This is a genomic window from Paraburkholderia fungorum (genome assembly GCF_046026025.1).
Taxonomy (GTDB): domain Bacteria; phylum Pseudomonadota; class Gammaproteobacteria; order Burkholderiales; family Burkholderiaceae; genus Paraburkholderia; species Paraburkholderia fungorum_E.
The window spans coordinates 164,304-188,887 of sequence record NZ_JAQQFL010000014.1; the positions used below are offsets into that span (position 1 = coordinate 164,304).

The following is a 24,584-nucleotide window of genomic DNA, read 5'->3' on the forward strand; positions in this document are numbered from 1 at the left end:
GTTCCTCAGTGCGCAAGCGCCGTGGTTGAGTCGGCGGACTGCGCCGTCTGGAGTTTCTGTGCCGTCTGTGCGCTCGACTGTGTACTCGTCTGCGCGCCCGGCGCTTTTACGTACCAGTAATTGATGACCCAGTCTTCGTATTGATAGGAATTCGGCACGGTCTTCGGAAAGCCGAGGGTGGTCTTGTAGCCGATGCGCGCACCTGGTGCGTAATACTCCGGCACCAGGTAGAACGAATAGATCAACACGCGATCAAGCGCACGAGTTGCAGCTTCCAGATCGTCGAGGTTGGTGGCGGAAAGCGCGCTGTGAATCAGCGAATCGACCGCCTTCGAACGGATCCCCGTATAGTTTTCCGAGCCGACTTCGGACGCAGCCGCACTGCCGAAGCGGCGCGTCAATTCAGAACCCGGAATCGTGACCGGCGGATAGATGAAGGTGGTCATGTCGTACTCGAAATTGTCCAGACGCTTCTCGTACAACGCGCTGTCGATTTCGCGCATATGGGCCTGAATGCCTAGCATGTCGAGCGCCTGCATATACGGCAGGATCAGACGATCCATGCCGGGCTGGTCGTCCATGATTTCGATCGTCATCGCCGTACCGTTGGCGTCGCGCAATGCACCGTCGCGATAGTGCCAACCGGCTTGCGCCAGCAGATCGCGTGCGACGCGTAAATTGCCGCGCAAGGAATTCGGTGGAATCGTGTCGGGTTGCTTGAGCATCGGACCGAACACTTCCAGCGGGACACTGCCGCGCAGCGGTTCGAGCAGCGCCAGTTCCTTGGGGCTCGGCATGCCGGTCGCGCCGAACGGACTAGCCTCGAAAAAGCTGTTCGTACGCCGGTATTGGCCGTAGAACATCATCCGGTTCATCCAGTCGTAGTCGAGCGCCAGCGTCAGCGCGTGGCGCACGCGTGGATCCTGAAACATCGGCTTGCGCATATTCATCAGCATGCCCTGCATCTGCGCGGGGCCGTCGGCAAACTCGCCCTTCTTCAAGAGCCCGTTGTCGAAGTTCTTGCCAACGTATTTGCGCGCCCACTGCGTCGCGCTGTATTCGACGATAACGTCCGCATCGCCCGCCTTGAAGGCTTCGAGTTGCGTGTAATGGTCGCGATACAGATTGAAGGTGATCCGCTCGAAGCGGAACATGCCGCGTCGCGACGGCAGATTCGCTGCCCAGTAATCTGGATTGCGGCGATACGTGATCTGCTTGTCGTTCTTGCGTCCTTCGATCAGATAAGGCCCGCTGCTGATCGGTGGCGCGGAAGATATCTGATCGAATGGCGGACGTTTGCCATCTGGCTGCATCCCCCACTTCGGCGAGAAGATCGGCAGGTCGCCGGCAATCAGTGGCGCATCGCGTTGCGCACGCTTGAAGTCGAAGCGGATCGTGCTCCTGTCGATCACCGTCGCGCTCTTGATGATCGAGAACTGCGCGTTGAAGAGCGGCGATGCGTGCGAACTCTCCAACGTGTCGTACGAATATTTGACGTCGGCGGCGGTGATCGGATCGCCGTTCGAAAAGCGCGCGGCAGGATTGATATGGAATGTCGCTGACGTCAGATCCGGTGCGACTTCTACATCGTCGGCGATCAACGGATATTCGGAAGCCAGTTCGTCCCAGCTACGCTGCATCAGCGTATCGAACATCAGATTCTGGATGTCCGGCGCAGGTGCGCCGCGCAGAAGAAACGGATTCAGTGAATCGTAGGTTTGCAGTTCGTTGTAGTTTTCAAAACTCAGCGAGCCGTTGGCCGGCGCGTCGGGATTCGCATAGTCGAAATGCGTGAAATCGGCGGGATATTTCGGTTGATCGTACTGAGCAATCGAAGGGTGTGCCTGCACCGGTGCGGCGAATATGCCGAGCAGCGCGAGAAGCGTCGCGACTGTCAGCGCGGCTCTTGAGTTGAGGCGGGCAAGCATGGTTGTCCTCATTGAACCAGGTTGGCCGCAAGCAATTGCGCAATGACGCCAGCAAGCGCCCGCGAATGCTGGAACATCACTTGTTGCGTCATCGCTCGGTACGGATGCTCCGGTTTATGACCAAAGGCACGATTCATCCAGTCGAGGTAGCGAACCGGTTGAATACGTCCGAAAGACTTGCATTTTCAGGAAACCCGCTCCGGTTTTCAACAGTGAAAGACCGGAGCGGGACCGTTCGTCAGGCGTGAGGGATCAGGCGATCAGAACTTGTAAGTCGCACCGATCTGCGCGTAACGGCCGATAAAGTTGTAGAGCGACGTGTCGTAGCCCGTCTGGTAGTACGGGTACTGCACGAAGTTCGGGTCATACGGCGGCGCACGGTTGAAGATGTTGTTGATGCCCCCATACAACGTCCAGTTCTTGAAGCCCGTATAGCTTGCCGTCAGGTTGAATACGCTGAACGAGCCGATTTCCGTCGGGACGCCTGCCGTGGTGCCGAACAACGATTCCATCGTGGTATTGGCATACGGCCCCGTGTAATTCCAGGTCAGCGCGGTATTCCACTTGCGATTAGGCGACTGCCAGCTGACGGTCGTGTTGCCCTTCCAACGCGGGAACGAACCGCCGAACGACAGGGACAGGGAACTGTTGTTACCTGCGGCATCGGTTGCGCCGTTAGCAAGACCCGGGGTCTGGAAGTGCCAGATGTAGCCCCAGTCGGTCGACAGCGCGAAGGTACCGACCTTGGTCGGCAATGCCTGATGGAAGTTCGCCTCGAAACCGTCAGTATGCAGATACGAGAAATTGACCAACTGCGAGTTGACGTAGTCGATCACGCCCGAATTCGGATTGCGAACCACGTTTGCCGGGTTGTTCGCATTCACCGTCGGTTGAAGCGGCGCAATACCGATCACGTTTGACACGTCGATCTTGTACCAGTCGAAACCCAAGTCCGTGTTACGCGCGGGCGACAGCTCAAAACCGATGTTGTAGTTCTTCGTACGCTCCGGTTGCAGATTCGGGTTCCCGTGCATCAGTTCGGCAACGTTGACGTTCTGGCCGGACTGCGCGCTAGCCGGATCGGTATCGATCGCCGCCTGATTCCCCAGAGACGCGCCAGGAGAGGATTCGACCAGCGTCGGTGCGCGGAACCCGCGGTTGTACGACGCATAGGCCGTGAATGCCTGCACCGGTTGATAGCGCAGGGCAAAGCGCGGCGAGAACGCGCCACCGAACTGGTTGTAATGGTCGTATCGGCCGGCCTGGCTAAACGTCAGGTTCTTGATGATAGGAATATCGATCTGGTAGTAAACCGCCGCCACGTTCCGGCTCGCGTCGGCCGATTGCAGAGGAATGCCGGCAATCAGCGTCTGGCCCGTATCCACGCCCGTCGGATTCGAGATGGTTTCGCTTTGATGCTGGAACTGCGTACCGAAACCAACGCCCACATCGCCTGTCGGCAGGTGGAACAGATTCGGCGTCGAAATCGTCGCGTCGACTACGTCGAGCTTCGATATAGCCAGGTATTCCGTGTTGTTGAACAGACCATTGAGTCCGTTCGGCGTTGCCGAAGGATTGGCAAAATCATAGCCCCCAGCCAGAACGTTCTGATACGCCTGTACGTTCATCGCATTCGTATCGGTCACTGCAACGACGCTCTGCGAATGGCCGTAGCTGGTCGCCCAGTTCCAGCTACCCCACTTCGACGTGTCGAACTGACCTTTCAGGCCCGTCGAAAAGGCCCAGAAATTCGAGGTCGACTGCACCCCCACCGGCGTGTTCGGAAAGGTGTAGTTAAGGGGCGTTGCGACGCCGAACGGATTGTACGGATTGCTTGCGGCAACCGTGTTGTTGTTGGCCACCAGACCCGTTGCAGGCGAATACGAAAGCGGCGAACTCAGGCCGCTGAAGTAGGCCGCGCCGGTTACGATCGAGCTCGTGGCGTAGCTGTCCCAAATGTCAGCGTAAGCCTGAACGTCGTCGTTGATCTTGAAATCGCCGTGAATCTTCACGTTGGCGTGCTGGTTTTCCGGCGCCAGCGAATCGAGACCGGCGGTGTTGTAGCCGCAAGCTGTGCCGGGCTGGAAAGCAGCCGTGGTCGAGGTCGCGGTCGAAATCGTCTTGCCGCCGGCGCAATTGCCCACGGCTGTCGGGCCGTTGCCCGTTAGCCAGTAGGACGTCGACTGGTTGTTGCCGTACGGGAAGATCTGACTGGAGGTCGTATCGCGCTGCGAGAGATCGATACCACTCGTGTGGGAGTAGCTGGCGGCGGCCGTGATGTTGTAGCCATCGGAGACCAGGTTGCCGAAGCCGCCCAGAATGTTGAATTTGTCCGTGCCCGCGCCGCCGTGCTGCGCGCCACCCAGGCTGCCGTCCAGTTGCAGACCCTGATAGTCATGCTTGGTGATGATGTTCACCACGCCCGCGATTGCGTCCGAACCATACTGCGACACTGCGCCCGTCTTCACGATCTCGATGCGGTCGATCATGTTGACCGGCAGAGAGTTCAGGTCGACGAACGAATCGGTAAAGTTCGTGTTGAGCGCGTAAGGCGCCACGCGCTGACCGTCGATCAGCACCAGCGTGTACTTTTCGCTCAGGCCTCGCAGCGCGATACCCGCGCCACCCGGTGCGGTGCTATACGTGTAGTTGTCGCCCCAGCTGCTTGCCGAGTTGGCGGCCGTCGAACGCAGGAAGTCCGACACCGTGGCCGCCCCGCTCGCCTGGATATCTTTCTGCGAAACGACCTGCATCGCCTGGAAGCCGGTCTTGTCGGTTTGACGGATCAGCGAACCGGTGACTTCGAACTTCTTCAACTGCTGGACGTTCCCTTTGCCCGTCGTTGTCGTGGCGTTATCCGCCGACGATGTTGCGGCAGCGCCCGACGCCGCTGCCGCAGGCGCGGGCGTGCTCGTCGTCGCCGTGCCCGCCGGCGTGCCCGTTGTGGCCGGCTGGCTTTGCGCAAACGCCGGTACGGCGATTGCGGCTGACAACGCCAGTTCAGCCCAGATTATTCTTTTGATGGCCAGCGCCAATGCCCTTTGTTTCATTTTTCCCCTTCCCGCTCGTCAAAAAGGCCACACCTGTGTGTGAAGAGAGGTCTTATGAACCTCTCCACTCGATATACGGCGATCGTGCGCCGCGCTCCGTTAAAGCTGCCCCGGATTTCCGCCCTGGCAAACCGGTCAATAACGCACCGGATTGCAAATACAGACAGAAAGACAGGGCACTTCATATCCATTAATATCGGACTACTTATTTATTACAAACGAAATGCGCAGCGCTTACTAATTGTTTTCACTTCTATTGTCACGGGTGGCGGCGGTCGGGCAATGCGTTTCCCATCTCACCAAACCATAATCACACATTAAGTTATGCTTACAAATACTGAGAAATTGCTTTCAGCGAAAACACAGAGCAAAGACATCTAAAACAGTCTTGGTGTACCCACCCACACCACCACCGCTTCTTCGCGGGCCGTATTGGACCAGGAATGAGGCACGGTGGACTCGTAATGCGCGGTGTCACCTGCCTGCAATACGAACGTTGTACCTTCCAACGTGAGGGAGATCTGGCCGCTCATCACGTACAAGAACTCTTCCCCTGCATGCGTCGTGACTTCCGATGGGTTCTGCCCCACCGGCATCCTGACGAGAATCACTTCCAGCTTGCTGCCCACCGACAGGTTCGTCAGCCTTCCAAAGCGATTCGCGGTTCCGTCGAACCCGAAGTACTTCAGTTCACTCCCCCTGCGCACCGACTTGTCTTCGGTTGGCGTGTCGACGAAGTACTGCACCGTCACACCTAAAGCCCGGGCAATGCCCACTAGCGATGTGATCGAAGGCGTTGCATGACCTCGTTCCACTTGCGACAAAAAAGGCTTGGAAATTCCCGCAATCGTTGCCACTTCATCCAGCGTGCGCTTGAGTCGTTGCCGAAGCGCGCGGACTTTACTTCCTATAGAAACTGCGACTTGTGCCTTGTTATCGAGTGGCAAAACCATAGCAAGACAGAATCCCGTAGTCAAAATTAGTTTGATAAAACTAAACTATGTTTCATTGAGTGCTGCGTCCTCCCTAAGACACGCGCCATGTGTCTGATCAGGTGGCGCGAAACGTGACTCGATCGCAGCGCGGCAGCACGTCGCAAGATGGGACATAGTGGAATCAGAATGCCGTTACTTTGACGCCACCAGCACCCACAAACGGGCGAGGTCCGCCGAACCGTCACTGCCCTTCACTGCGCGGAAGGTTTGCACTGCGCGCGCTTTATCGCCCGCCATGTAGTACGCCTCGCCGAGATGCAGTTGCGCCTGATCCGGGTGATCAATACCGCCCTTCGCGATCGCAGCGTCCATGGCTGTCAGACCCTGCTTGGCCTGCCCCGCGAAAACCTGGTTGAAACCAACGTCGACCGGCGCGACGGGATTCGCGGGATCAGCCGGCGCTTGCGCCCGTTTCGCAGCCAGCGCTTGCAGCCGCTTCTCGCGATCCGTTTGTGCATCGTGGCCGAGAACGCCTGACGCAAAACCTTGATCGATGACCTGTTTGCCTTCAGCCGTCGTGCCGGCCACGATCGCGAGTTGCGTCATCTCCATGTAATCGTCGGCGGTGCCGAGCGAACCGGTCGCCCGGCGCAAGCGATAGGTGTCGATATCGAGCGCCGACGAATAGCCGGGTTTGTTGCGAATCGCGTTGAACAGATCGTCCCAGTACGACTGCTTCGGATGATAGGCAACCAGCTTCTCGAGCGTGCTGCGGTATGTCGCGTCGTCTTTCACGCGCTGCGCGCACGTACCGAGCAATTGCAATTGCGACTCGTCGGGTGCATGACCTGCGTGTACTTGCGCATCGACCGCCGGTTTGAGCGAGCTCACCACATCGCCGCAATCGTTCGCCAGGTAGTAAGACTGAACAAGCAACGTACGCATATCAGGATCGCTGCCGCCTGCCTTCAGATAGCGCTGCGCGACCTTCGCGGCCTGTACGTAGTTTTTCTCCTGAAAGTAGATACCCGCGAGCGCGGCGGTCGTGCGTTGCTCGTCAGCACCGCTCAGGCGTCCTGAACTCAATAAGGTTTCATAGGCCTGGGCGGCTACACCCGATTCGCCGGCCGCCGCTGCCGCGGCGCCCCGCATCTCCTGAATCATGTAACTTTCATAGGGCGTCTTGCCGGGCACGGCGTCGGCCTGATCGATCTTGGTCAACGCATCCTTGTACTTGTGCGCGCGGTACAGATCCTGCGCGGCGTTCAGCGGCTTCGCCACATCCGGCCGCAAGCTGTCGGCCGCCTGAGACGTGACCGGCAGCACGACGAGCGAAGACAGCCCGCCGATAGCGGCCGCGATGACGGCGCGTTTGAACCGTTGATGGATCGTTAGCATGGCACTTCCTTATTGCATGTACTGCTCATTACCGATCAGGCCGATTTTCGTCGCGCCCAGCCGTTGCGCGGACGCCATCACTGCCGCGACATCCCTGTACGGCACCAGCTTGTTAGGCCGCAGATGGATTTCCGCCTGCACCGGTTCGGCCGCCACCTGCGCAAGCCTGGACTCCAGCGCCGCACGGTCCGGGACCGGCTGGCCATTCCAGGTCGTGGTGCCGTCGAAGTCGATATCGATCTGCACCACTTCCGGCTGCGTGATCGGCGGCGGCGGATTGCCGACCGGCAGGTTCATCTTGATGGCATGCGTCTGGATCGGAATCGTGATGATCAGCATGATCAGCAACACCAGCATCACGTCGATCAACGGTGTGGTGTTGATATCGACCATCACATCCGGTTCGCTGCTACCGCCGGAAGATACGTTCATTCCCATGGTGAGCCTTTAGCCGCCGCGCGCCGGCGGCTCAGTAATAAACGAAACCTTCGCGATACCGGCGCGTTCGCACTCGGTAATGACCCGGCCGATGAATTCATAACGCGTGCTCTGGTCACCGCGAACATGCACTTCCGGTTGCGGCGTCATGACCGACACGGTTTTCAGGCGTGTCAGCAGCGTCGGCGCATCGACCTGTTTCTCGTTCCAGAAGAAATCGCCGTCACGATTGACCGCAATGACGATGCTTTTTGGCGTGGTCTGCAGCGGCTGGATCGTCTCCTTCGGCAGTTGCACCGGCACCGTATGCGTCACCACCGGAATCGTGATCAGGAAGATGATCAGCAGGACCAGCATCACATCGACGAGCGGCGTGGTGTTGATACTCGAGATGACTTCGTCGTTATCATCCTGCCCAACGCTCATAGCCATGACGGACTCCGCTTATTGGACCAGCGATGCTTGACGAGCCGAAGCGCGTGCCGAGCGCCGGCTGCCGGCGAGCAGGACGGTATGCAGTTGTGCGCCGAAAGCACGCACACGCTCCATCACCGATTTGTTGCGGCGAACCAGGAAGTTGTAGCCGAGCACCGCCGGCACAGCCACCGCAAGGCCGATCGCGGTCATGATCAGCGCCTCGCCCACCGGCCCCGCGACCTTATCGATCGAAGCCTGGCCGGCGATACCGATTGCCGTCAGCGCGTGATAAATCCCCCACACCGTCCCGAACAGACCGACGAACGGCGCTGTTGAGCCGACCGTGCCGAGGAAAGCCAGGCCGTCCTGCAAACGATTCGACACATTGGTGATCGCACGCTCAACCGAGGTATCGATCCACGTGTTGCGGTCCACGGCTTCGAGCAATGCTTCGTCGTGGTGTTCACCGGCCTCGATCGCAGTTTCGGCGATGAAGCGGAACGGCGACGACTCGTCGAGCAGCCTGGCGCCTTCGACCAGCGACGGTGCGGTCCACAACTGTTCGTCGGCGCTCTTCGCACGACGGTTCGCGCGGAACTGCTCGAGGAACTTGGTGATCATGATGTACCAGCTACTCATTGACATGAGCACCAGCAGAATCAGCACGAAACGGGCAACGAAGTCGCCGTTCTTCCAGAGCGCACCGAGACCGTACGGGTTATTGACGGTTTCGGACGTGGCCGGCTGCGGCGGCGGCACGGCTTGATCGGCCGCCGGGGCTGCCGTCAGCGGTGCGGCGGTGGCGGGCGCGGCAGCCGACGCGGTGGCGTCGCTAGCTTGCGCATGCGCCATGTGCGGCGCCACAAAGGTATCCACCGTGGTTACGGCGAACAACAGGGTTGCCGCCAATGCGGCGAGAGTACGCTTCTTCATGCCTGCTCCAAGTTCATTAGTACAACTTCTAAACCAAGACTGATAAATCGCTACCGGTACCGAACAGCCCGTGGGTTTCAGTTCAGATTAAACGAGAACGGAACTTGCACACGGACAGCCTGGCCTTGGGAAACGCACGTGAACTGCTTGACCGCGTTGAACGCAGCGCGATCGAGTGAGGAATCCTCCGACGACTTGGCAACCCGCTCATTCGTAATATGACCCTGCGCATCAACCACGAATTCGATCAGCACATCACCCGTCACGTTGTTTTCCTGCGCTTCCTTCGGGTAGTGAATCGACGAGCGGATCTGATCCGAGTTCGGGCATGCCACCCCTACTTCGGCGCTCACGGGCTTGGCAGGCGCGGGCGCCGGCGGTGCGGGAGGCGCCACGGCCGGTGCCGACACGACCGGCGCGGCCTGGTGCGAAATAGTCGGCTGAGGCGGCGTTTGCACCTGCACTTCCGGCGGCGGCACGAACGGCGGCGGCGGCGGTGCGAACTTCGGCGGCGGCAATTGCACGGTCGGCAAAGGCGGCGGAGGCGGCGGCTTCACCGGCTCGATGATTTTCGTCTCGATGGGATGCTGGATGACCTGCACGACCTTGGTGGCGAGACCGTTGATAAGCGCGTAGATCAACACGATGTGCAGGAGCAGAACAACTGCGATACCGCCGAAGCGGCGTACTGGGTTTTGCTGCTTGCGCCCAAACTCACGCGGGCGTCCTGGCCTTTCCATACGGGCCGTTACTGCCGGAAATTGCCCTTCGACTTTCGTACCCACCTTTGCTCCTCCGGCGTGAACTGTCCATTTCTGTTGCTGCAGCGCATCTACAGCCGTCAACCAACGCTCACCTCGGACAATCTCGCTGATCGTCCTGAGTTTTTGATTTGCAGTCCAAAATTTATGCTGCAGTGCCCAAGCCCGACGTAATGGCACGAATGCGGTTGTGAGATGCCACGGCGGCACTTCACACTAACTGAACAGCCATCTAGGTAGAACTACTAATAGATTAAATTCGGCCTGTCCATTTTCGTCTGGCGTGAACCACTGGGGACAATTTGATCGACGCGCGCTGCCGCTCTCGAACTTTTTGCGCGATTGTCACCTGCGTTTCATGGGAGGCAACAATAGCAGGACAAAAAATGCGGGGTCAAACTTTTTTTGATAGCAGCATACTAAGTTTAGAGAGGTCACTCTAACTAATGCCGTATTCGCGACGTTTTAAAAGAATAAGCGTGTGCCGAGCAGATGCGAGCGCACTTTTCGTGGCTCACAAATTGGGACGCGGCCGCCATAGCGGCGCTCCGGTGCACGCCAGAAACGGTCGACGGATGATTTGCGGCACGTGACGCAAAAGCCCGCCGGGCGGGCGTTTCGCGATGGTTGCGTGGCAACCGGTGCGAACCGTGGACAGGTCATCTAACGTGATGATCGAGCTTCGACCCAAGGCCGACGTCGACGGCGAGAAGATAGCAGAAGGGGAACAGCGTTTGAAATTCTTTTTCGCGGTATTTACGACACTCTAAATACACATTTCAATTACGCTATTTATAAAATTACAAATTCACTCGCATTAATTACATATAGCCGACGATGATGATATTGCCGTGTCTCTGATATGGCGGGCACCTCGACAACACACTCATGGGATTCACATGGCCGTTCAGGCAGTGGGCTGCGAATAAGCCGGACACGCGCGATCCACAAACCGAACGAGCAGAACGGAGTGGCGCAAAGTCCGCTGCGCCACTCGCCTGCGTCAACCGTTGGTTCCCTCGCCTGCGCTCACTGCCGTGTCGTTCTGCGCCCGCGCCAGCACGGGACGCAATGCCGCACCCGTGTGGCTGGCGGCGACGCGAGATAATCCTTCGGGGTCCGTAGCGGCGACAATCATGCCGCCCCCCACGCCGCCTTCCGGACCGAGATCGATGATCCAGTCCGCCTCGGCAATCACGTCGAGATCGTGCTCGATGACGACGACGCTATGGCCGCCGTCCGCGAGACGATGCAGCACGCGAATCAGCTTGGCGACGTCCGCCATATGCAAGCCGACGGTCGGTTCATCCAGCACGTACAGCGTGTGAGGCGGCTTCTGACCACGCCGCGTAATGTCGTCACGCACCTTGCTCAACTCGGTAACGAGCTTGATACGCTGTGCCTCGCCACCCGACAGCGTAGGCGATGGTTGCCCAAGTGTCAGGTATCCGAGGCCGACATCTTTCATCAATTGCAATGGATGCGCGATATTCGAAATGGGCGCGAAGAACTCGACAGCTTCGTCGATTTCCATGGTCAGCACGTCGCCGATATTCTTGCCGCGCCACGTGACCGCAAGCGTCTCAGGATTGAAGCGCTGCCCGTGGCAAACGTCGCACGGCACCTTCACGTCGGGCAGAAAACTCATGCCGATGGTGCGCACGCCCTGCCCTTCGCATGCGGGACAACGCCCCTCGCCCGTGTTGAACGAGAAACGCGATGCGGTATAGCCGCGCGCGCGCGCTTCGAGCGTGCCGGCGAACAGCTTGCGAATCGCATCCCACACGCCGATGTAGGTTGCCGGACAGGAGCGCGGTGTCTTGCCGATCGGTGTCTGATCGACTTCGAGTACGCGGTCGATGGTTTCCCAGCCGGTGATCGAATCGCACCCCTGCCAGGCATGTGTGACGTTCAGCGGCGCACGCGGCGCCGTGCGCGCCAGCACGCTTGAACGCCGGTTCGCCGCCGGTTGGGTCTCGGCCGCCGCGCGCGCACGCCGCGTGGCCGGCGACGACAGCACCGAGCGCCCCACCGCATCCAGCAAGTTGGTCATCAGCACGTCGCGCGCGAGCGTCGACTTGCCCGAGCCGCTCACGCCCGTCACCGCGACCAGCCGCGAAAGCGGAATGCCGACGGTGACGTTCTGCAGGTTGTGCAGTTTGCCGCCGTGCACGGTCAACCAATTCTCCGGCACCGCGGCTGCGCGTTTGGTCGGTGCGACCACCTTGCGGCGCGGCTGCAGCGGATGCACGATCGGATGGGCGAGGAACTGTCCAGTCAGCGAATCGGGCTGCGCCGACAGATCGGCCACGCTGCCCTGCGCAACCAGCGTGCCGCCGCGCTTGCCCGCGCCCGGTCCGATATCGATGATGTGATCAGCACGCCGAATCGTATCCTCGTCGTGCTCGACCACCACCAGCGTATTGCCCTTTTCTCCCAGTTTGCGCAAGGCGTTGAGCAGAATCTGGTTGTCGCGCGGATGCAGACCGATGGTCGGTTCGTCGAGCACGTAGCACACGTCTTGCAGGTTGCTGCCGAGTTGCGCGGCCAGCCGGATGCGCTGCGCTTCGCCACCCGAAAGGCTCGGCGCCGCGCGATCGAGACTCAGATAACCGAGCCCGACTTCTTCCAGAAATTGCAGGCGACTACCGATTTCGCTGACCACGTCGCGCGCGATTTCCGCGTCCCGGCCGGTCATTTCCAACGTGTCGATCCACGCACGCGTGTCCGACACGGTCCATTGCGCGACGTCGACAATGGCCTGCTCGCCGAACTTGACCGCGCGCGCGGTGGGGTTCAAACGCGTGCCGCCGCAATCCGCACACGGTTCGTCAACGAGACCTTCCGGTTCCTGTTCCTCGGAAGGCAAGCTCTGCTCGCGGCCGCGGTTGTCGTCGACGATCACGGTGTCGTCGTACGCCGCGCGTTGTTCGCGCGTCAGTGCGAGACCCGTGCCGACGCACGTGGTACACCAGCCATGCTTGCTGTTATACGAGAACATGCGTGGGTCGAGTTCGGGGTAACTCGTGCCGCATACGGGACAAGCACGCTTGGTGGACAGTACCTTCACTGCACCGAGTTTCGCCGTGGAGCGGCCGCCGCTAATTGCGTTGTGCAAGCCGTCGAGCGGCGCCAACAGATGCATGACGCCTTTGCCGATTTCCAGCGTCTGGTCGAGCGCCTGGCGCAGCTCTGTTTCGTGATCCGGCGACACGACAAGGTCGGTCACGGGCAATTCGATGGTGTGCTCGCGGAACCGATCGAGCTTCGGCCACGGGTCGACCGGCACGAACTCGCCGTCCACGCGCAGATGCGTATTGCCGCGCGCTTTCGCCCACTTCGCGAGATCGGTATAGACGCCCTTCCGGTTCACGACCAGCGGTGCGAGGAAGCCCACGTGCTGCCCTTTGTGATCGCGCAGCAACTGCGCCGCGATGGATTCGACGCTTTGCGACGTGACCGGCGTGCCGTCGTGGATGCAATGCTGCAGACCCAGCTTCACATACAGCAGGCGCAGGAAGTGCCACACTTCCGACGTGGTCGCCACGGTACTCTTGCGGCCACCGCGCGACAAACGCTGTTCGATCGCGACCGTGGGCGGAATGCCATACACCGCGTCGACCTCGGGACGCCCGGCCGGTTGCACGATGGAACGTGCATACGCGTTCAGCGATTCGAGGTAACGGCGCTGCCCTTCGTGGAACAGAATGTCGAAGGCCAGCGTGGACTTGCCCGACCCGGACACACCGGTAATCACGTTGAATTTGCCGTGCGGGATATCCACGTCCAGCGCTTTCAGATTGTGTTCGCGCGCATTGACGATGCGCACCACGTCCTCACCTTCGATTGCCCGCCGCGCACGCGCCGCACTCAACGCCTTTTGCAGTGGAATGCCTTGCGAAGCCGGTTCGGCCGCGGCGTTCATGGCCCGGTCGTACTGCAGCAGCGCCTCGCCGGTATGCGATTCCGCGCACAGCTTGACGTCTTCCGGTGAGCCGGCGCACAGCACCCTGCCGCCGCCATCGCCGCCTTCAGGGCCGAGGTCGATCAGCCAGTCGGCCGCACGAATCACGTCGAGATTGTGTTCGATCACGATCAGCGAATGTCCGCTCGACAGCAGCTTGCCGAACGCCTGCATCAGCTTCGCGATGTCGTCGAAATGCAGGCCGGTGGTCGGCTCGTCGAACATGAACAGGCGTTTTGCGAGCGGCTGCTTCGTGCTGCGCGCGGTACGCGCCTGCGCCGATTCCGCGAGGAAGCCGGCGAGCTTGAGCCGCTGCGCTTCGCCGCCTGACAGCGTAGGCACCGGCTGACCCAGCTTCACGTATTCGAGACCCACGTCGACGATCGGCTGCAGCACGCGCAGTACTTCAGCATCTTTCGCGAAGTAGGCGGTGGCTTCGCTCACCGTCAATTCCAGCACGTCGGCAATGCTCAACGCACGCGCCGGCTCGCCGCGCTCGATTTTCACTTCGAGCAGTTCCGCGCGATAACGGCGCCCATCGCAATCCGGGCAGCGCAAGTAGACGTCGCTCAGGAACTGCATTTCGATGTGTTCGAAACCCGATCCGCCGCAGGTCGGGCAGCGCCCGTCGCCGGAGTTGAAGCTGAACATGCCAGGACCGTAACCGCGTTGCTGCGCGAGTGGCGCCTTGGCGAAGAGCTTGCGAATCTCGTCGAATGCGCCGACGTAGCTGGCCGGGTTCGAGCGCGCGGTCTTGCCGATCGGCGACTGGTCGACGAAGACCACGTCTGTGACCTGGTCGGCGCCCGTCAGGCTTCTGAATGCGCCGGGCGATTCGGTGGCGAGGCCGAAGTGCCGCGCCATGGCCGGATACAAAACGTCCTGCAGCAAGGTGGATTTGCCGGAGCCCGACACGCCGGTCACGCAGACGAGCCGCTGCAGCGGAATCTCGACCGTGACGTCGCGCAGATTATGCTCGGTTGCGCCTTCGAGCACGATGCGCGGGGTGCTGTCATCTACCGGACGTTGTGACCAGTGCGCCGCATCCGCCACATGCCGGCGACCACCCAGGTACTCGCCGGTCAGCGTACCGGACGAACGGATGGCCTCAGGCGCGCCGTCGTAAATGATCGAACCGCCCCGCTCGCCCGGCCCCGGGCCCATGTCGATCAGACGATCCGCCGCGAGCATCACCGAAGGATCGTGCTCGACCACCACCAGCGTATTGCCCGCGTCGCGCAGCCGATGCATCGCCTCGACGATCCGGTTCAGATCGCGCGGATGCAGGCCGATGCTCGGTTCGTCGAGCACGAACAGGGTTTTGGTCAGCGACGTGCCGAGCGCCGTGGTCAGGTTGATCCGCTGCACCTCGCCACCCGACAGCGTGCGGCTCTGGCGATCCAACGTCAGATAGCCGAGGCCGACGTCGCACAGATATTTGAGGCGCGTGCGCACCTCGGCGAGCAGCAGCTTGAGTGCGTCGTCAAGCAATGCGCTTGGCAGGCTGATCTCGTCGAAAAAACGCCGGATGCGCTCGATCGGCATCAGCATCAGATCGTGCACGGTCAGACCGGGCAAGGACTCGAGCTGCGCCCGCTGCCACTCGACGCCACGCGGCAGAAAGCGCTTCCCGGGCGCCAGCACCTCGTCCGCATTCTGCTTGCTGCCGAGGCGCCATAGCAGCGACTCCGTTTTCAGACGCGCGCCGCCACAGGTTTCGCACGGCGTGTAGCTGCGGTACTTCGACAGCAGCACGCGGATGTGCATCTTGTACGCTTTCGACTCGAGATATTCGAAGAAACGTTTGACGCCGTACCAATGGCTTTGCCACTTGCCGTCCCAGTCCGGCGAACCGTTGATGACCCAGTCGCGCTCGGCGTCCGTGAGTTCGCCCCATGGCGTGCCGCGGCGGATCTCGGCTTTCGCCGCGTAGCGCATGAGGTCGTCCTGACACTCCTTCCAGGCGGGGGTTTGCATCGGCTTGATCGCGCCGTCGCGCAGCGTCTTGCGCGCGTCGGGAATCACCAGACCAAGGTCAACGCCGATCACACGGCCGAAACCGCGGCAGGTTTCGCACGCGCCGTAAGCCGAGTTGAACGAGAACAGCGCCGGCTGCGGGTCCGCATAGCGCAGATCGCTCTCCGGGCTGTGCAGGCCGGTGGAGAAACGCCAGATTTGCGGCTCGGCGGAATTCGCGGCGAGCGTCGCCCCGGCTGCGTTCGCCACGTCTGGCGCGGCAGGCAACACGTAAATATTGACGCGGCCACCGCCGCGCTTGAGCGACGCCTCGATGGCTTCGACCACGCGCGGTTTGTCGACCGCGCTCAAGCGGAAACGATCGGCCACCACGTCGAGCAGCTTGCGCTTGCCGGTGGGCGAATCGACTTCGCGCTGCGCCTGTACGCGCGTGTAGCCGCTCGCGGAAAGCCATTGCTCCACTTCCTGTTCGGACGCCGTTTCCGGCAGTTCGACCGGAAACGTGACGACCAGCCGCGGGTCATGCTCCGCGGTGCGCGCGAGCAATTCGGCGTAGATCGTTTCGGGCGTATCGTGGCGCACCTGCTGCGCGGTCTTACGGTCGAACAGTTCGGCCGCGCGCGCGTACAGCAACTTCAGGTGATCGTTGAGCTCCGTCATGGTGCCGACGGTGGAACGCGAACTGCGCACCGGGTTGGTCTGGTCGATCGCGATGGCGGGCGGCACGCCGTCGACCCGATCGACTTGCGGCCGGTCCATACGGTCGAGAAACTGCCGGGCGTAGGCGCTGAAGGTTTCGACGTAGCGCCGCTGCCCTTCCGCGTACAGGGTGTCGAACACGAGGCTCGATTTGCCGGAGCCGGACGGCCCTGTGACGACCGTCATTTCGCCGGTTCGCACGTCAAGATCGACGTTCTTCAGGTTGTGCTGGCGCGCGCCGCGAATGCGGATAGTTCCGTTAGATGCCAATTTTTCCGACCGTCTGAATGAGTGGACCAGCTCTCACGGACGCCTCGCGACCGCGCAAGTTCGGGACACCCGGCCGGCGGAAAGGCTCGCGCAAGACCGGGTTGTAGGGGGATACTATACTGTATATTTATACAGTTTTCCACGACACGGCACGGTTGCGCCGTGGCAGCGCCGCAGGGCATGAATGGCGATGCCGGGCACGCCCCGATCAGCCGGTCAGCAGGCGTTGGGCTGTTTCAGACGGGAGCGCGCCGCGCTCAGGACATGGCGGCGGAAGGTGGGAATTGCAAGCTTTCCTGGGCGACGCGGCGCCGCACGCGCAGGTGTTCCGGCCGGCCCTAGCCAAAGACGCTTTCCGCGCTATGGCGGCCCGCGGCCGACGCCGGTGCCGCCGATGCCGCCGATGCCGCCGGTTCCGCCGGTTCCGAAGCGGTCTGCGTCGCGGCGGTATTGCCCAGCGCATAAGCCACGCAGCGTTTTGCCAGCACGTCGGTCGGATCGACAAGCCGCATCGCCGGCCCGCCTGGGCGCGCCAGCGTCGAACCGCGCAGCAGCAGCGGCAATTCGGTGCAGCCCAGCACGACGACCTGCACGCCTTGCGCGGCGAGGTCGTCCACGGCAGCGACGACATCGTCGTAACACTCGCCCGACAGGTAACCCGCCTTCGCCCCGCCCGGTCCGTAAATCGCGTTCATAAGGCGGGCTTGGGCGGCCTCGGCCGGCGCGATCTGCACGAAGCCGCGCGCTTCGAGCGCTTTCTCGTAGACGCGACTGGCCAGCGTGCCCGAGGTGGCCAACACGCCCACTTCGCGCAGATCAGGAAAGGTCTCGCGCAGATAATCCGCGGTACAGGTCAGCATATTGACGATCGGAACGGCCAACGACGGCTGAATCCGTTCGACAAATGCATGCGCCGTATTGCACGGAATCGCGATGAGATCGGCGCCGCCCTCTTCGAGGGTCTTGCAGGCCGCGTAGAGCGCGAGCGTCGGATCGTCGCCGTTGCCGAGCAGGGCCTCGGTGCGATCCGGAATCTGCGGATTCTGCTCGACCATCACCTTGACATGGTCCTGATCGCGCGCGGCCGGCGTGTTGCGCACCAGCTTCGCCATGAAATCGACCGTCGCCGCCGGGCCGACCCCGCCCAGCACACCCACCTTGAAGTGCCGCGCCGGTTGCGCATATTGCGCGGCCGCGACGTAACGCGCGTAGACCAGATTGGTATCGACGAACGGCACTTCCAGCGCGCCGAGCACGCGCGCCACCAAGGGGATTTCGGCGAGTCCGGGCACGATGATCTCCGCGCCTTGCGCAATGAGATCCGCGCACGCCGCGCGCAACAACTCGACGGGCTGGCCGCTCAGGTGTCCGCTTTTGATGCCCGTGTCGCCATACACGGCGCGCGTGACGCGATCGCCGCCCTCGTCGTCTTCGTTATGCGGATAGAGCACGTCGAACCGCGCACCGTCGAAATGGCGTTCAAAGAGACCGTTGGCGCGAATCGTGTCCGAAGTGAGCACGCCGATGCGGCGCACCGACGGAAACGCTTGCCGCACATGCACGACGAGCGCGGCCATGATGTTGGCGATCGGCAACGCTACGTTCGCCGAGAGTTCGTCGATGAAGGTATGGCTGAGGAAACACGGCAAGACGATCGCGTCGACACCGCGTTTCTCGAAGGTGCGAATCGTGTCGAACACGTGAATCTTGAACGGCGCACTCGCGACGCCTGGCGAAGCCGGTCCCGGCCACGCTTGCTGTTCGAGAACGAAGTCGAACGGCTTGCCCGCACCGGGACGGCGCCAGGCCGCGCTCATCCTGCTCAACACGTCGACGCTGGCGAGCGGCGACGCCCCTGTCACGACACCCAGCGACCGATGACGAACCATGATGACTTCCCCCGTCGTTTTTCATTTCGTCTAGATATTAGGACGCTTTTGGGGATTCAGGATGACGTTAACCACGAAATAGCGGGTTTATGCCTGGCAATGCGTTCAAACCTCGATCATGTCGGCAACACCTCTCGCCGTGCCTCGCTTACGACGCTCCAACGTACTGATGCAAACCAGCGAAATCCCGGCGAGACAACTGTAGAACACAGCCAACGGCCACCATGCGCCCGGATACCGATGCGCGAGCAACGTGCCGATCAAGGGCGTCAATCCGCCGGCCAGTGCAGCGCACACCTGGTAAGACAAGGAAATAGCCGAGTACCGGACTCTCACTGCGAATGCAGTCGACATAAATCCGGCCATCACGGCGTAAGAACTCGACATGCACATCACCGCCAGCGCGATGCCCACCACAATCGCCGCCGGCCGGCCGGTCGATACCAGCGCGAACATCGGATAAGGCGAAAGCATCGCCAACGCCGCTGCGCCCTTCAAAAACCTTCCAGTGCCGACGCGTTGCGCGAACCACCCCGAGCCCAGTTGCGTGAACAACTGAATAAACGCCACCACGAACAGACAATCGAGAATCAGCGAACGATCGAGCCCGAGCGTCTGCGTCGTGTAGTTCAGCATGAACGTATTGACGAACCACGCGCCGGCCACGCCGATCACATTCGCGCCAAGACACAACAACACCGTGCGCCACGCGTCGCGCACAACCTCGGCAACCGGCAGCGCCGCCACTTGCCGCTGCGCTTTGAGCGCCTTGAATTCCGGCGATTCGTCGACACCCGCGCGGATCAGCAAACCCACCACCAGCAGCACCGCGCTCGCGAGAAACGGCAGGCGCCAGCCCCAACTGAGAAACGCGTCCTTGTCCATCGACGCCACGGCGCGAAACGCGAGCAGCGACAGGATCAACCCCGCCGGACTGCCCAACTGCGCGAACGAGGCGAAGAAAGTACGCCGCCCCTGGGGCGCATGTTCGCTTGCCATCAGCACCGCGCCGCCCCACTCGCCGCCGATCGCAATGCCCTGCGCGACGCGCAGCAGCACCAGCAACACCGGCGCCCATACGCCGGCATCCGCATAGGTCGGCAGGAAACCGATACCGACCGTGCCGACGCCCATGATCGCCAGCGTTGCCACGAGGGCCTTCTTGCGACCGATACGGTCGCCGAGGTGGCCGAACACGAGGCCGCCGAACGGTCGCGCGAAAAAGCCCACCGCGAAGGTGCCAAACGAAGCCAGTGTCGCAAAGAACGGATCGCTACCGGGGAAGAACAGCTTGCCGAAAATCAGCGCGGACGCCGTGGCGTAAATATAAAAGTCGTACCACTCGATCGTAGTACCGACAAATGCCGCTGCCGCGGCGCGGGTGGGTTGCCGGCCTGCGGCGAGGTTGTCTGGCTCGCGATTCATGTCTTTCGTCTCCAAGGTCGTTCTTCTGGACGGCGCGGCTTCTTTGTGCCGTCACCGGAACACTGCTTTCTTGCGCTCAGGCTTTGAGTACGCCCGCCTCGAGCAAACGTTGCTGGGTTGCCGCGTCGATGCCCAATGCGTCGAGTACGTCGCGTGTGTCGCCGCCCAGCGTCGGCGGCGCGCTGCGATACGTGGCCGGCGTGCGCGACAACTTGATCGGCGACGCCGTGCCGCGATACTCGCCCATCTCGATCACCATGCCGCGATGCAGCGTATGCGGATGACGCGCAACGACGTCGACGGTTAGCACGGGTCCGCACGGCACACCTGCGTTGATCAACGCCTGCGCAAGCGGCTCGCAATCGTGGGCAGCAAGCAGTTCCTCGAGCGCGGCCTTGAGCGGCTCGCGATGCGCGCAGCGGCTGCGGTTGTCCACGTAGCGCGAATCGTCCGCGAGTTCCGGCGCGCCGAGATGCGCGCACAGTCGCGCGAACTGCCGGTCGTTGCCGACGGCAAGAAAGATCGGCGCGGTCGCCGTGCGATAGCTGTCGTACGGCGTGATGTTCGGGTGCGCGTTGCCGCTGCGCTGGGGCGTGCGGCCCGAGCCGAAATAGTTCGGCAGATGCGGATGCAGAAGCGACACGCCGCAGTCGTACAGCGCGATATCGATCGATTGGCCTTGCCCGCTTTTCGTGCGCTCGGCGAGCGCCAGCAGAATGCCGGCCAGCGCATTCAAACCCGTCACCATGTCGACGACCGGCAAGCCGACGCGCGTCGCCGGCCCGTCGCGTTCACCGTTGACGCTCATTAAACCGGTCATCGCCTGAATCGCTGCGTCGTAGCCGGGCAAGCCACCGAGCGGGCCGTCCGGACCGAAACCCGATACCGCGCAATGAATCAGCTTCGGGAAACGCGCGCGCAAATCGCGCTCGTAGTCCATGCCCCAGCGCGCGAGCGTGCCGGGTTTGAAATTTTCGACCAGCACGTCGGCGTCTTCGAGCAGCTTCCACAGAATGTCACGGCCCGCTTCGCACGACAGATCGACCGCGATGCCCTGCTTGTTGCGGTTCACGCCAGCGAAGTACCACGCGGTGTCGCCGTAAAACGGCGGCCCCCAGCCGCGCGTTTCGTCGCCGCCGGGGGGCTCCAGTTTGATGACCTGGGCGCCGTGATCGGCCAGCGCTTGCGTGCAGTAGGGGCCGCCGAGTACGCGGCTCAGGTCGATGACCTTGATGCCTTGCAACGCGCCTTGCGTGTTGTGCATATCCTGCGTGTCATGGCTCACGGATGCGGTCATTGCACGCTCCCTGACGGCAGAAGTTGCAGCGCCTGGTCGAGCGTCACGTTGCGGGCGTTGACCAGCGCATCGATCACGTCGCTCTCGCCCGAAGCCGTCTGCACGTCGAGTGGATCGAACGGCAGCAGCTTTTCCCGCAACACCAGATGACTCAGCGCGAGACGCTGGAAATCCGGTGCGAGGCGCGCGCCTTCGCAGGCCATGAGTACCGCCGTGCTTGCGTGATACAAGGCGGTGCCCGCCTGGCGGACCGATTCATCGCGGCCGCACTCGGCCACGCTCGCCAGGGTATCGCAAGCGCGCGTCAAGGTCGAACGAAGCACGCTGAGACTCGCGGCGGGTAATCCTGCGGCGCCGAGCAAATCCTGCAGATACGCGCGCAGCGGTTCGAGCGCGCCGTCCCGTTTGGCCGCGCGCGCGACATCGAGCGCGACAATATTGCTGGTGCCTTCCCAGATCGAACCGAGATGGGCGTCACGCACAAGACGCGCGTCGCTCCACTCCTCGATGTAGCCCGTGCCGCCGCGCACTTCCATCGCGTCGCCGGTCACGCGGCGGGCATCGCGGCACGCGCGGAATTTGATCAACGGTGTGAGGATACGCACGCATTTCGCCGCTTGCCGATCGCCGGCGTCCGCCTTTTCGAGCAGCAGCGCGATCTGCATGAACATCGAGCGAGCCTGCTCTGCGGGCAGCATCATCTTGAGCAATTGCCGCTGCATCAGGGGCATATCGATCAGCTTGCGGCCGAACGCTTCGCGATTGCGCGCGATGTGCAGCGCTTCGGTCAGCGCACGGCGCATCAAACCCGCCGCACGCACGCCGTTCGACAGACGCGACATGTTGATCATGTCGGCCATCTGATGAAAGCCGCGTCCCACTTCACCGATCAGATACGCGACGGCCCCTTCCAGCACGATCTCGCCGCTCGCCATCGAACGGCTGCCGAGCTTGTCCTTCAGACGCACGATCCGATAGCTGTTGCGCGAGCCGTCCGGCAAGTTCTTCGGCAGCAGGAACAAGCCAAGGCCGTTGATGCCCGCCGGCGCATGGTCCACGCGCGCGAGCACCATCGCGAGATCGGCGTCGGCGTTCGAGCAGAACCATTTATCGCCGTACAGACGCCACGTGTCTTCACCGTTCACGCCGGGTTCGAGCGCGGCACGCGTCGCGATACGCGCAACGTCCGAACCGGCCGCCTGTTCGGTCATGAACATCGCGCCCTGAAAGAGCGTGTCGAAATCGCGCGACGCCAGCATCGGCAGAAAGCGCGCGACCAGTTCGGGCGCGCCGAATTTGCGCAGAGTACGCGTGAGGGAGTCGGTCATGCTGACGGGACAGCACAGACCGAATTCCGCTTGCACGAACAGGAACGTCAGCGCGTATTTGACCAGCGGCGGCGGCGTTTTCTGACCTTCGCGGATGTCATGGCTCATCGAGGCCAGACCCAATTCCGCGTAGGCCACCCGTTCGAGCGCGACGTAATCGGGATGCTTGTCGATGCTTTGCAGCGCTTCACCGCGCCGCGTGCGCTGCCGCAATTGCGGCGGATTCTTGTCGGCGGACAGCGCCCAGATGTCGAGCTCACCGGACGCCCGCTGACCTAACGAAACGAGTTGGCTTTCGAGTTCCTGATACAGCGCGTCGCCGAGATGCAGTTTAAGCAAACCGGCGAAGTCGGGATCGCTGTTGAAGAAGTTGATGCCCCGGCTGTCGGGAATATTGGACGAGCCGTGTGCCGGCTGCGCGGTGATTTCGCTCATGCGTGTCTCCTTTGTGGAAGGAGCATAGAAGCGGCTTCGATAATCGTCTAATACAACTTATATCCGGTACGATAGACAGAGCTTATCGATCAAAGAACCGGAGACTGCCGTGGACCTGAAGCAACTACGCTATTTCGTGGCGGTCGCCGAGGAATTGCATTTCGGCCGCGCGGCCAAGCGGCTGTTCATTTCGCAGCCGGCGCTCAGTTTCGACATCCGCAAGTTCGAGGACCAACTGGGGGTGCAGTTATTGGCGCGCACCAACAAGACGGTTGCGTTGACGAACGCGGGGCAGGTTCTGCTTGGCGAGGCTCGCCGCTTGTTGCTACAGGCGAGCGAGGCCGAACGCATCACGGTTCGATCGGCGCACGGGCTGGCTGGCCGCCTGCGGATCGGTTTCGTGAATTCGATGTTGTATCGCGGCATGCCGCAGGCGGTGAGCCGCTTCGAGGCCGACTACCCGGGAGTCGAAATCGTCCTCAAGGAGATGAACACCAGCGAACAGGTGCATGCGATCCAGCGGATGCAGATCGACATGGGCTGCGCGCATTGGGGCAATTTTCCGTCGGATGTGATTTCCACGCCGATTTTTTCGGAGCCGTTTTTGTGTTGTTTGCCGATTGATCATCCGTTGGCGCGAAAGCGCAAGGTCGATCTGCGGGCGTTGGCGCAGGAGCCGTTTATTCTGTTTCCGCGCACGGTGTCGCCGCATTATCACGATCTCATCATCGCGCAGTGTGTGGGGGCGGGGTTTAGTCCTTTGATTCGCCATGAGGCGCGGTTGTGGCAGACCGTTGTGACGATGGTCGGGTTTGGGATGGGGGTGGCGTTGGTGCCTTTTACCTTACGGCAGGTGCGGGATCCAAGGGTTTGCTTTTTGCCCTTGCAGGGGGAGACGCTTTTGTCTGAAGTTTTGTTGTTGCGGCGTGGTGGGGAGGTGGAGCCTGTTGCGGAGCGGTTTGTTGAGTATTTGGGGAGGTGATTTTTTTTGCCTGGGCGGCGCTGGGTTGTTTGTGTGCCTGTGGTGTTGGATTTTTGTTGTTCTGATTGCCTGTGTTGCGCTTGGTTGTATGCCTGCGGTGTTGGCCTTTCCTTGCTTTGATATTGGTTTATTAGCGTTGCCCCTGTGCGGGGCGGCACCTACTTCTCTTTGCCTGCCGCAAAGAGAAGTAGGCAAGAGAAAGCGGCTCAAACCGCTAATTCTTAAGCGGGTCCCCTGGCTTGGAGGGGGTAGTGGTGCATCTGGAATCCGTGTCCTCGCACATTTAGCTTTAGTGACAAGGCGCTCATCAGCGCCCACTCCGCACTGCGTGCGTCGCGGACGGGTCTGCATGGGAAACCGGAGGTTTCGTTTCGCGCGGCGGGGGCCATCGGCTTCGCCTCGGCGAGGCGCCAGAAAACGCGAGGGTTTTATGAACTGCGCGTCGGCGCGCGCAGCGC

At 61.5% G+C, this 24,584-nt stretch carries 14 protein-coding genes; 1 reads left to right on the forward strand and 13 read right to left on the reverse strand.

The window, feature by feature from the left end:
• Nucleotides 1–5 precede the first annotated feature (5 nt).
• The 13 genes from PQR67_RS17595 to PQR67_RS17655 all read right to left on the reverse strand — a co-directional run bounded on the left by PQR67_RS17595 (nucleotide 6) and on the right by PQR67_RS17655 (nucleotide 23,144).
• Nucleotides 6–1,928: an extracellular solute-binding protein gene (locus PQR67_RS17595; RefSeq protein WP_408461647.1), complete on the reverse strand. Its 1,923-nt coding sequence runs from the start codon at nucleotides 1,926–1,928 to the stop codon at nucleotides 6–8.
• A 260-nt stretch (nucleotides 1,929–2,188) separates the two neighbouring features.
• Nucleotides 2,189–4,978 (reverse strand): TonB-dependent receptor, encoded by a 2,790-nt coding sequence (locus PQR67_RS17600; RefSeq protein ID WP_408461650.1) that lies wholly within the window; start codon nucleotides 4,976–4,978, stop codon nucleotides 2,189–2,191.
• A 377-nt stretch (nucleotides 4,979–5,355) separates the two neighbouring features.
• On the reverse strand, nucleotides 5,356–5,931 hold the full coding sequence (locus PQR67_RS17605; RefSeq protein ID WP_408461653.1) for a helix-turn-helix domain-containing protein: 576 nt from the start codon (nucleotides 5,929–5,931) through the stop codon (nucleotides 5,356–5,358).
• A 174-nt stretch (nucleotides 5,932–6,105) separates the two neighbouring features.
• Nucleotides 6,106–7,311 (reverse strand): tetratricopeptide repeat protein, encoded by a 1,206-nt coding sequence (locus PQR67_RS17610; RefSeq protein ID WP_408461656.1) that lies wholly within the window; start codon nucleotides 7,309–7,311, stop codon nucleotides 6,106–6,108.
• Between the two features lie 9 nt (nucleotides 7,312–7,320).
• Nucleotides 7,321–7,749 carry an ExbD/TolR family protein gene (locus PQR67_RS17615; RefSeq protein WP_408461659.1) on the reverse strand — a complete coding sequence of 143 codons (429 nt, stop codon included), beginning with the start codon at nucleotides 7,747–7,749 and terminating at the stop codon, nucleotides 7,321–7,323.
• Nucleotides 7,750–7,758: 9 nt separating this feature from the next.
• Nucleotides 7,759–8,181, reverse strand: a complete 423-nt coding sequence (locus tag PQR67_RS17620) for an ExbD/TolR family protein (protein ID WP_408461662.1) — start codon at nucleotides 8,179–8,181, stop codon at nucleotides 7,759–7,761.
• A gap of 12 nt (nucleotides 8,182–8,193) precedes the next feature.
• Nucleotides 8,194–9,099: a MotA/TolQ/ExbB proton channel family protein gene (locus PQR67_RS17625; RefSeq protein ID WP_408461665.1), complete on the reverse strand. Its 906-nt coding sequence runs from the start codon at nucleotides 9,097–9,099 to the stop codon at nucleotides 8,194–8,196.
• Between the two features lie 77 nt (nucleotides 9,100–9,176).
• A complete protein-coding gene (locus PQR67_RS17630) occupies nucleotides 9,177–9,839 on the reverse strand; it encodes an energy transducer TonB (RefSeq protein WP_408461730.1) in 663 nt (220 codons plus the stop codon).
• Nucleotides 9,840–10,863: 1,024 nt separating this feature from the next.
• A complete protein-coding gene (gene uvrA / locus PQR67_RS17635; protein WP_408461668.1) occupies nucleotides 10,864–16,770 on the reverse strand; it encodes an excinuclease ABC subunit UvrA in 5,907 nt (1,968 codons plus the stop codon).
• Between the two features lie 338 nt (nucleotides 16,771–17,108).
• The gene (gene cuyB, locus PQR67_RS17640; RefSeq protein ID WP_408461671.1) at nucleotides 17,109–18,659 is read right to left on the reverse strand and encodes a cysteate racemase; all 1,551 of its coding nucleotides are present in this window, start codon (nucleotides 18,657–18,659) and stop codon (nucleotides 17,109–17,111) included.
• A gap of 105 nt (nucleotides 18,660–18,764) precedes the next feature.
• Complete coding sequence (locus PQR67_RS17645; RefSeq protein WP_408461674.1) at nucleotides 18,765–20,084, reverse strand: MFS transporter; 1,320 nt, start codon at nucleotides 20,082–20,084, stop codon at nucleotides 18,765–18,767.
• A gap of 76 nt (nucleotides 20,085–20,160) precedes the next feature.
• On the reverse strand, nucleotides 20,161–21,348 hold the full coding sequence (locus PQR67_RS17650) for a CaiB/BaiF CoA transferase family protein (RefSeq protein WP_408461733.1): 1,188 nt from the start codon (nucleotides 21,346–21,348) through the stop codon (nucleotides 20,161–20,163).
• Between the two features lie 29 nt (nucleotides 21,349–21,377).
• Nucleotides 21,378–23,144, reverse strand: a complete 1,767-nt coding sequence (locus PQR67_RS17655) for an acyl-CoA dehydrogenase family protein (RefSeq protein ID WP_408461677.1) — start codon at nucleotides 23,142–23,144, stop codon at nucleotides 21,378–21,380.
• A 109-nt stretch (nucleotides 23,145–23,253) separates the two neighbouring features.
• Here PQR67_RS17655 and PQR67_RS17660 point away from each other — a divergent pair, with 109 nt between their 5' ends.
• Nucleotides 23,254–24,126 (forward strand): LysR family transcriptional regulator, encoded by an 873-nt coding sequence (locus PQR67_RS17660; protein WP_408461680.1) that lies wholly within the window; start codon nucleotides 23,254–23,256, stop codon nucleotides 24,124–24,126.
• Nucleotides 24,127–24,584: the final 458 nt, after the last annotated feature.

What these genes read in the sequence shown, in the direction of transcription:
- PQR67_RS17630 (WP_408461730.1), bottom strand. Translation starts at nt 9,839, where the DNA reads ATGGAAAGGCCAGGACGCCCGCGTGAGTTTGGGCGCAAGCAGCAAAAC.
- PQR67_RS17645 (WP_408461674.1), bottom strand. Translation starts at nt 20,084, where the DNA reads ATGAATCGCGAGCCAGACAACCTCGCCGCAGGCCGGCAACCCACCCGC.
- PQR67_RS17605 (WP_408461653.1), bottom strand. Translation starts at nt 5,931, where the DNA reads ATGGTTTTGCCACTCGATAACAAGGCACAAGTCGCAGTTTCTATAGGA.
- PQR67_RS17615 (WP_408461659.1), bottom strand. Translation starts at nt 7,749, where the DNA reads ATGGGAATGAACGTATCTTCCGGCGGTAGCAGCGAACCGGATGTGATG.
- PQR67_RS17610 (WP_408461656.1), bottom strand. Translation starts at nt 7,311, where the DNA reads ATGCTAACGATCCATCAACGGTTCAAACGCGCCGTCATCGCGGCCGCT.
- cuyB (WP_408461671.1), bottom strand. Translation starts at nt 18,659, where the DNA reads ATGGTTCGTCATCGGTCGCTGGGTGTCGTGACAGGGGCGTCGCCGCTC.
- PQR67_RS17655 (WP_408461677.1), bottom strand. Translation starts at nt 23,144, where the DNA reads ATGAGCGAAATCACCGCGCAGCCGGCACACGGCTCGTCCAATATTCCC.
- PQR67_RS17600 (WP_408461650.1), bottom strand. Translation starts at nt 4,978, where the DNA reads ATGAAACAAAGGGCATTGGCGCTGGCCATCAAAAGAATAATCTGGGCT.
- PQR67_RS17625 (WP_408461665.1), bottom strand. Translation starts at nt 9,099, where the DNA reads ATGAAGAAGCGTACTCTCGCCGCATTGGCGGCAACCCTGTTGTTCGCC.
- PQR67_RS17595 (WP_408461647.1), bottom strand. Translation starts at nt 1,928, where the DNA reads ATGCTTGCCCGCCTCAACTCAAGAGCCGCGCTGACAGTCGCGACGCTT.
- PQR67_RS17620 (WP_408461662.1), bottom strand. Translation starts at nt 8,181, where the DNA reads ATGGCTATGAGCGTTGGGCAGGATGATAACGACGAAGTCATCTCGAGT.
- PQR67_RS17650 (WP_408461733.1), bottom strand. Translation starts at nt 21,348, where the DNA reads ATGCACAACACGCAAGGCGCGTTGCAAGGCATCAAGGTCATCGACCTG.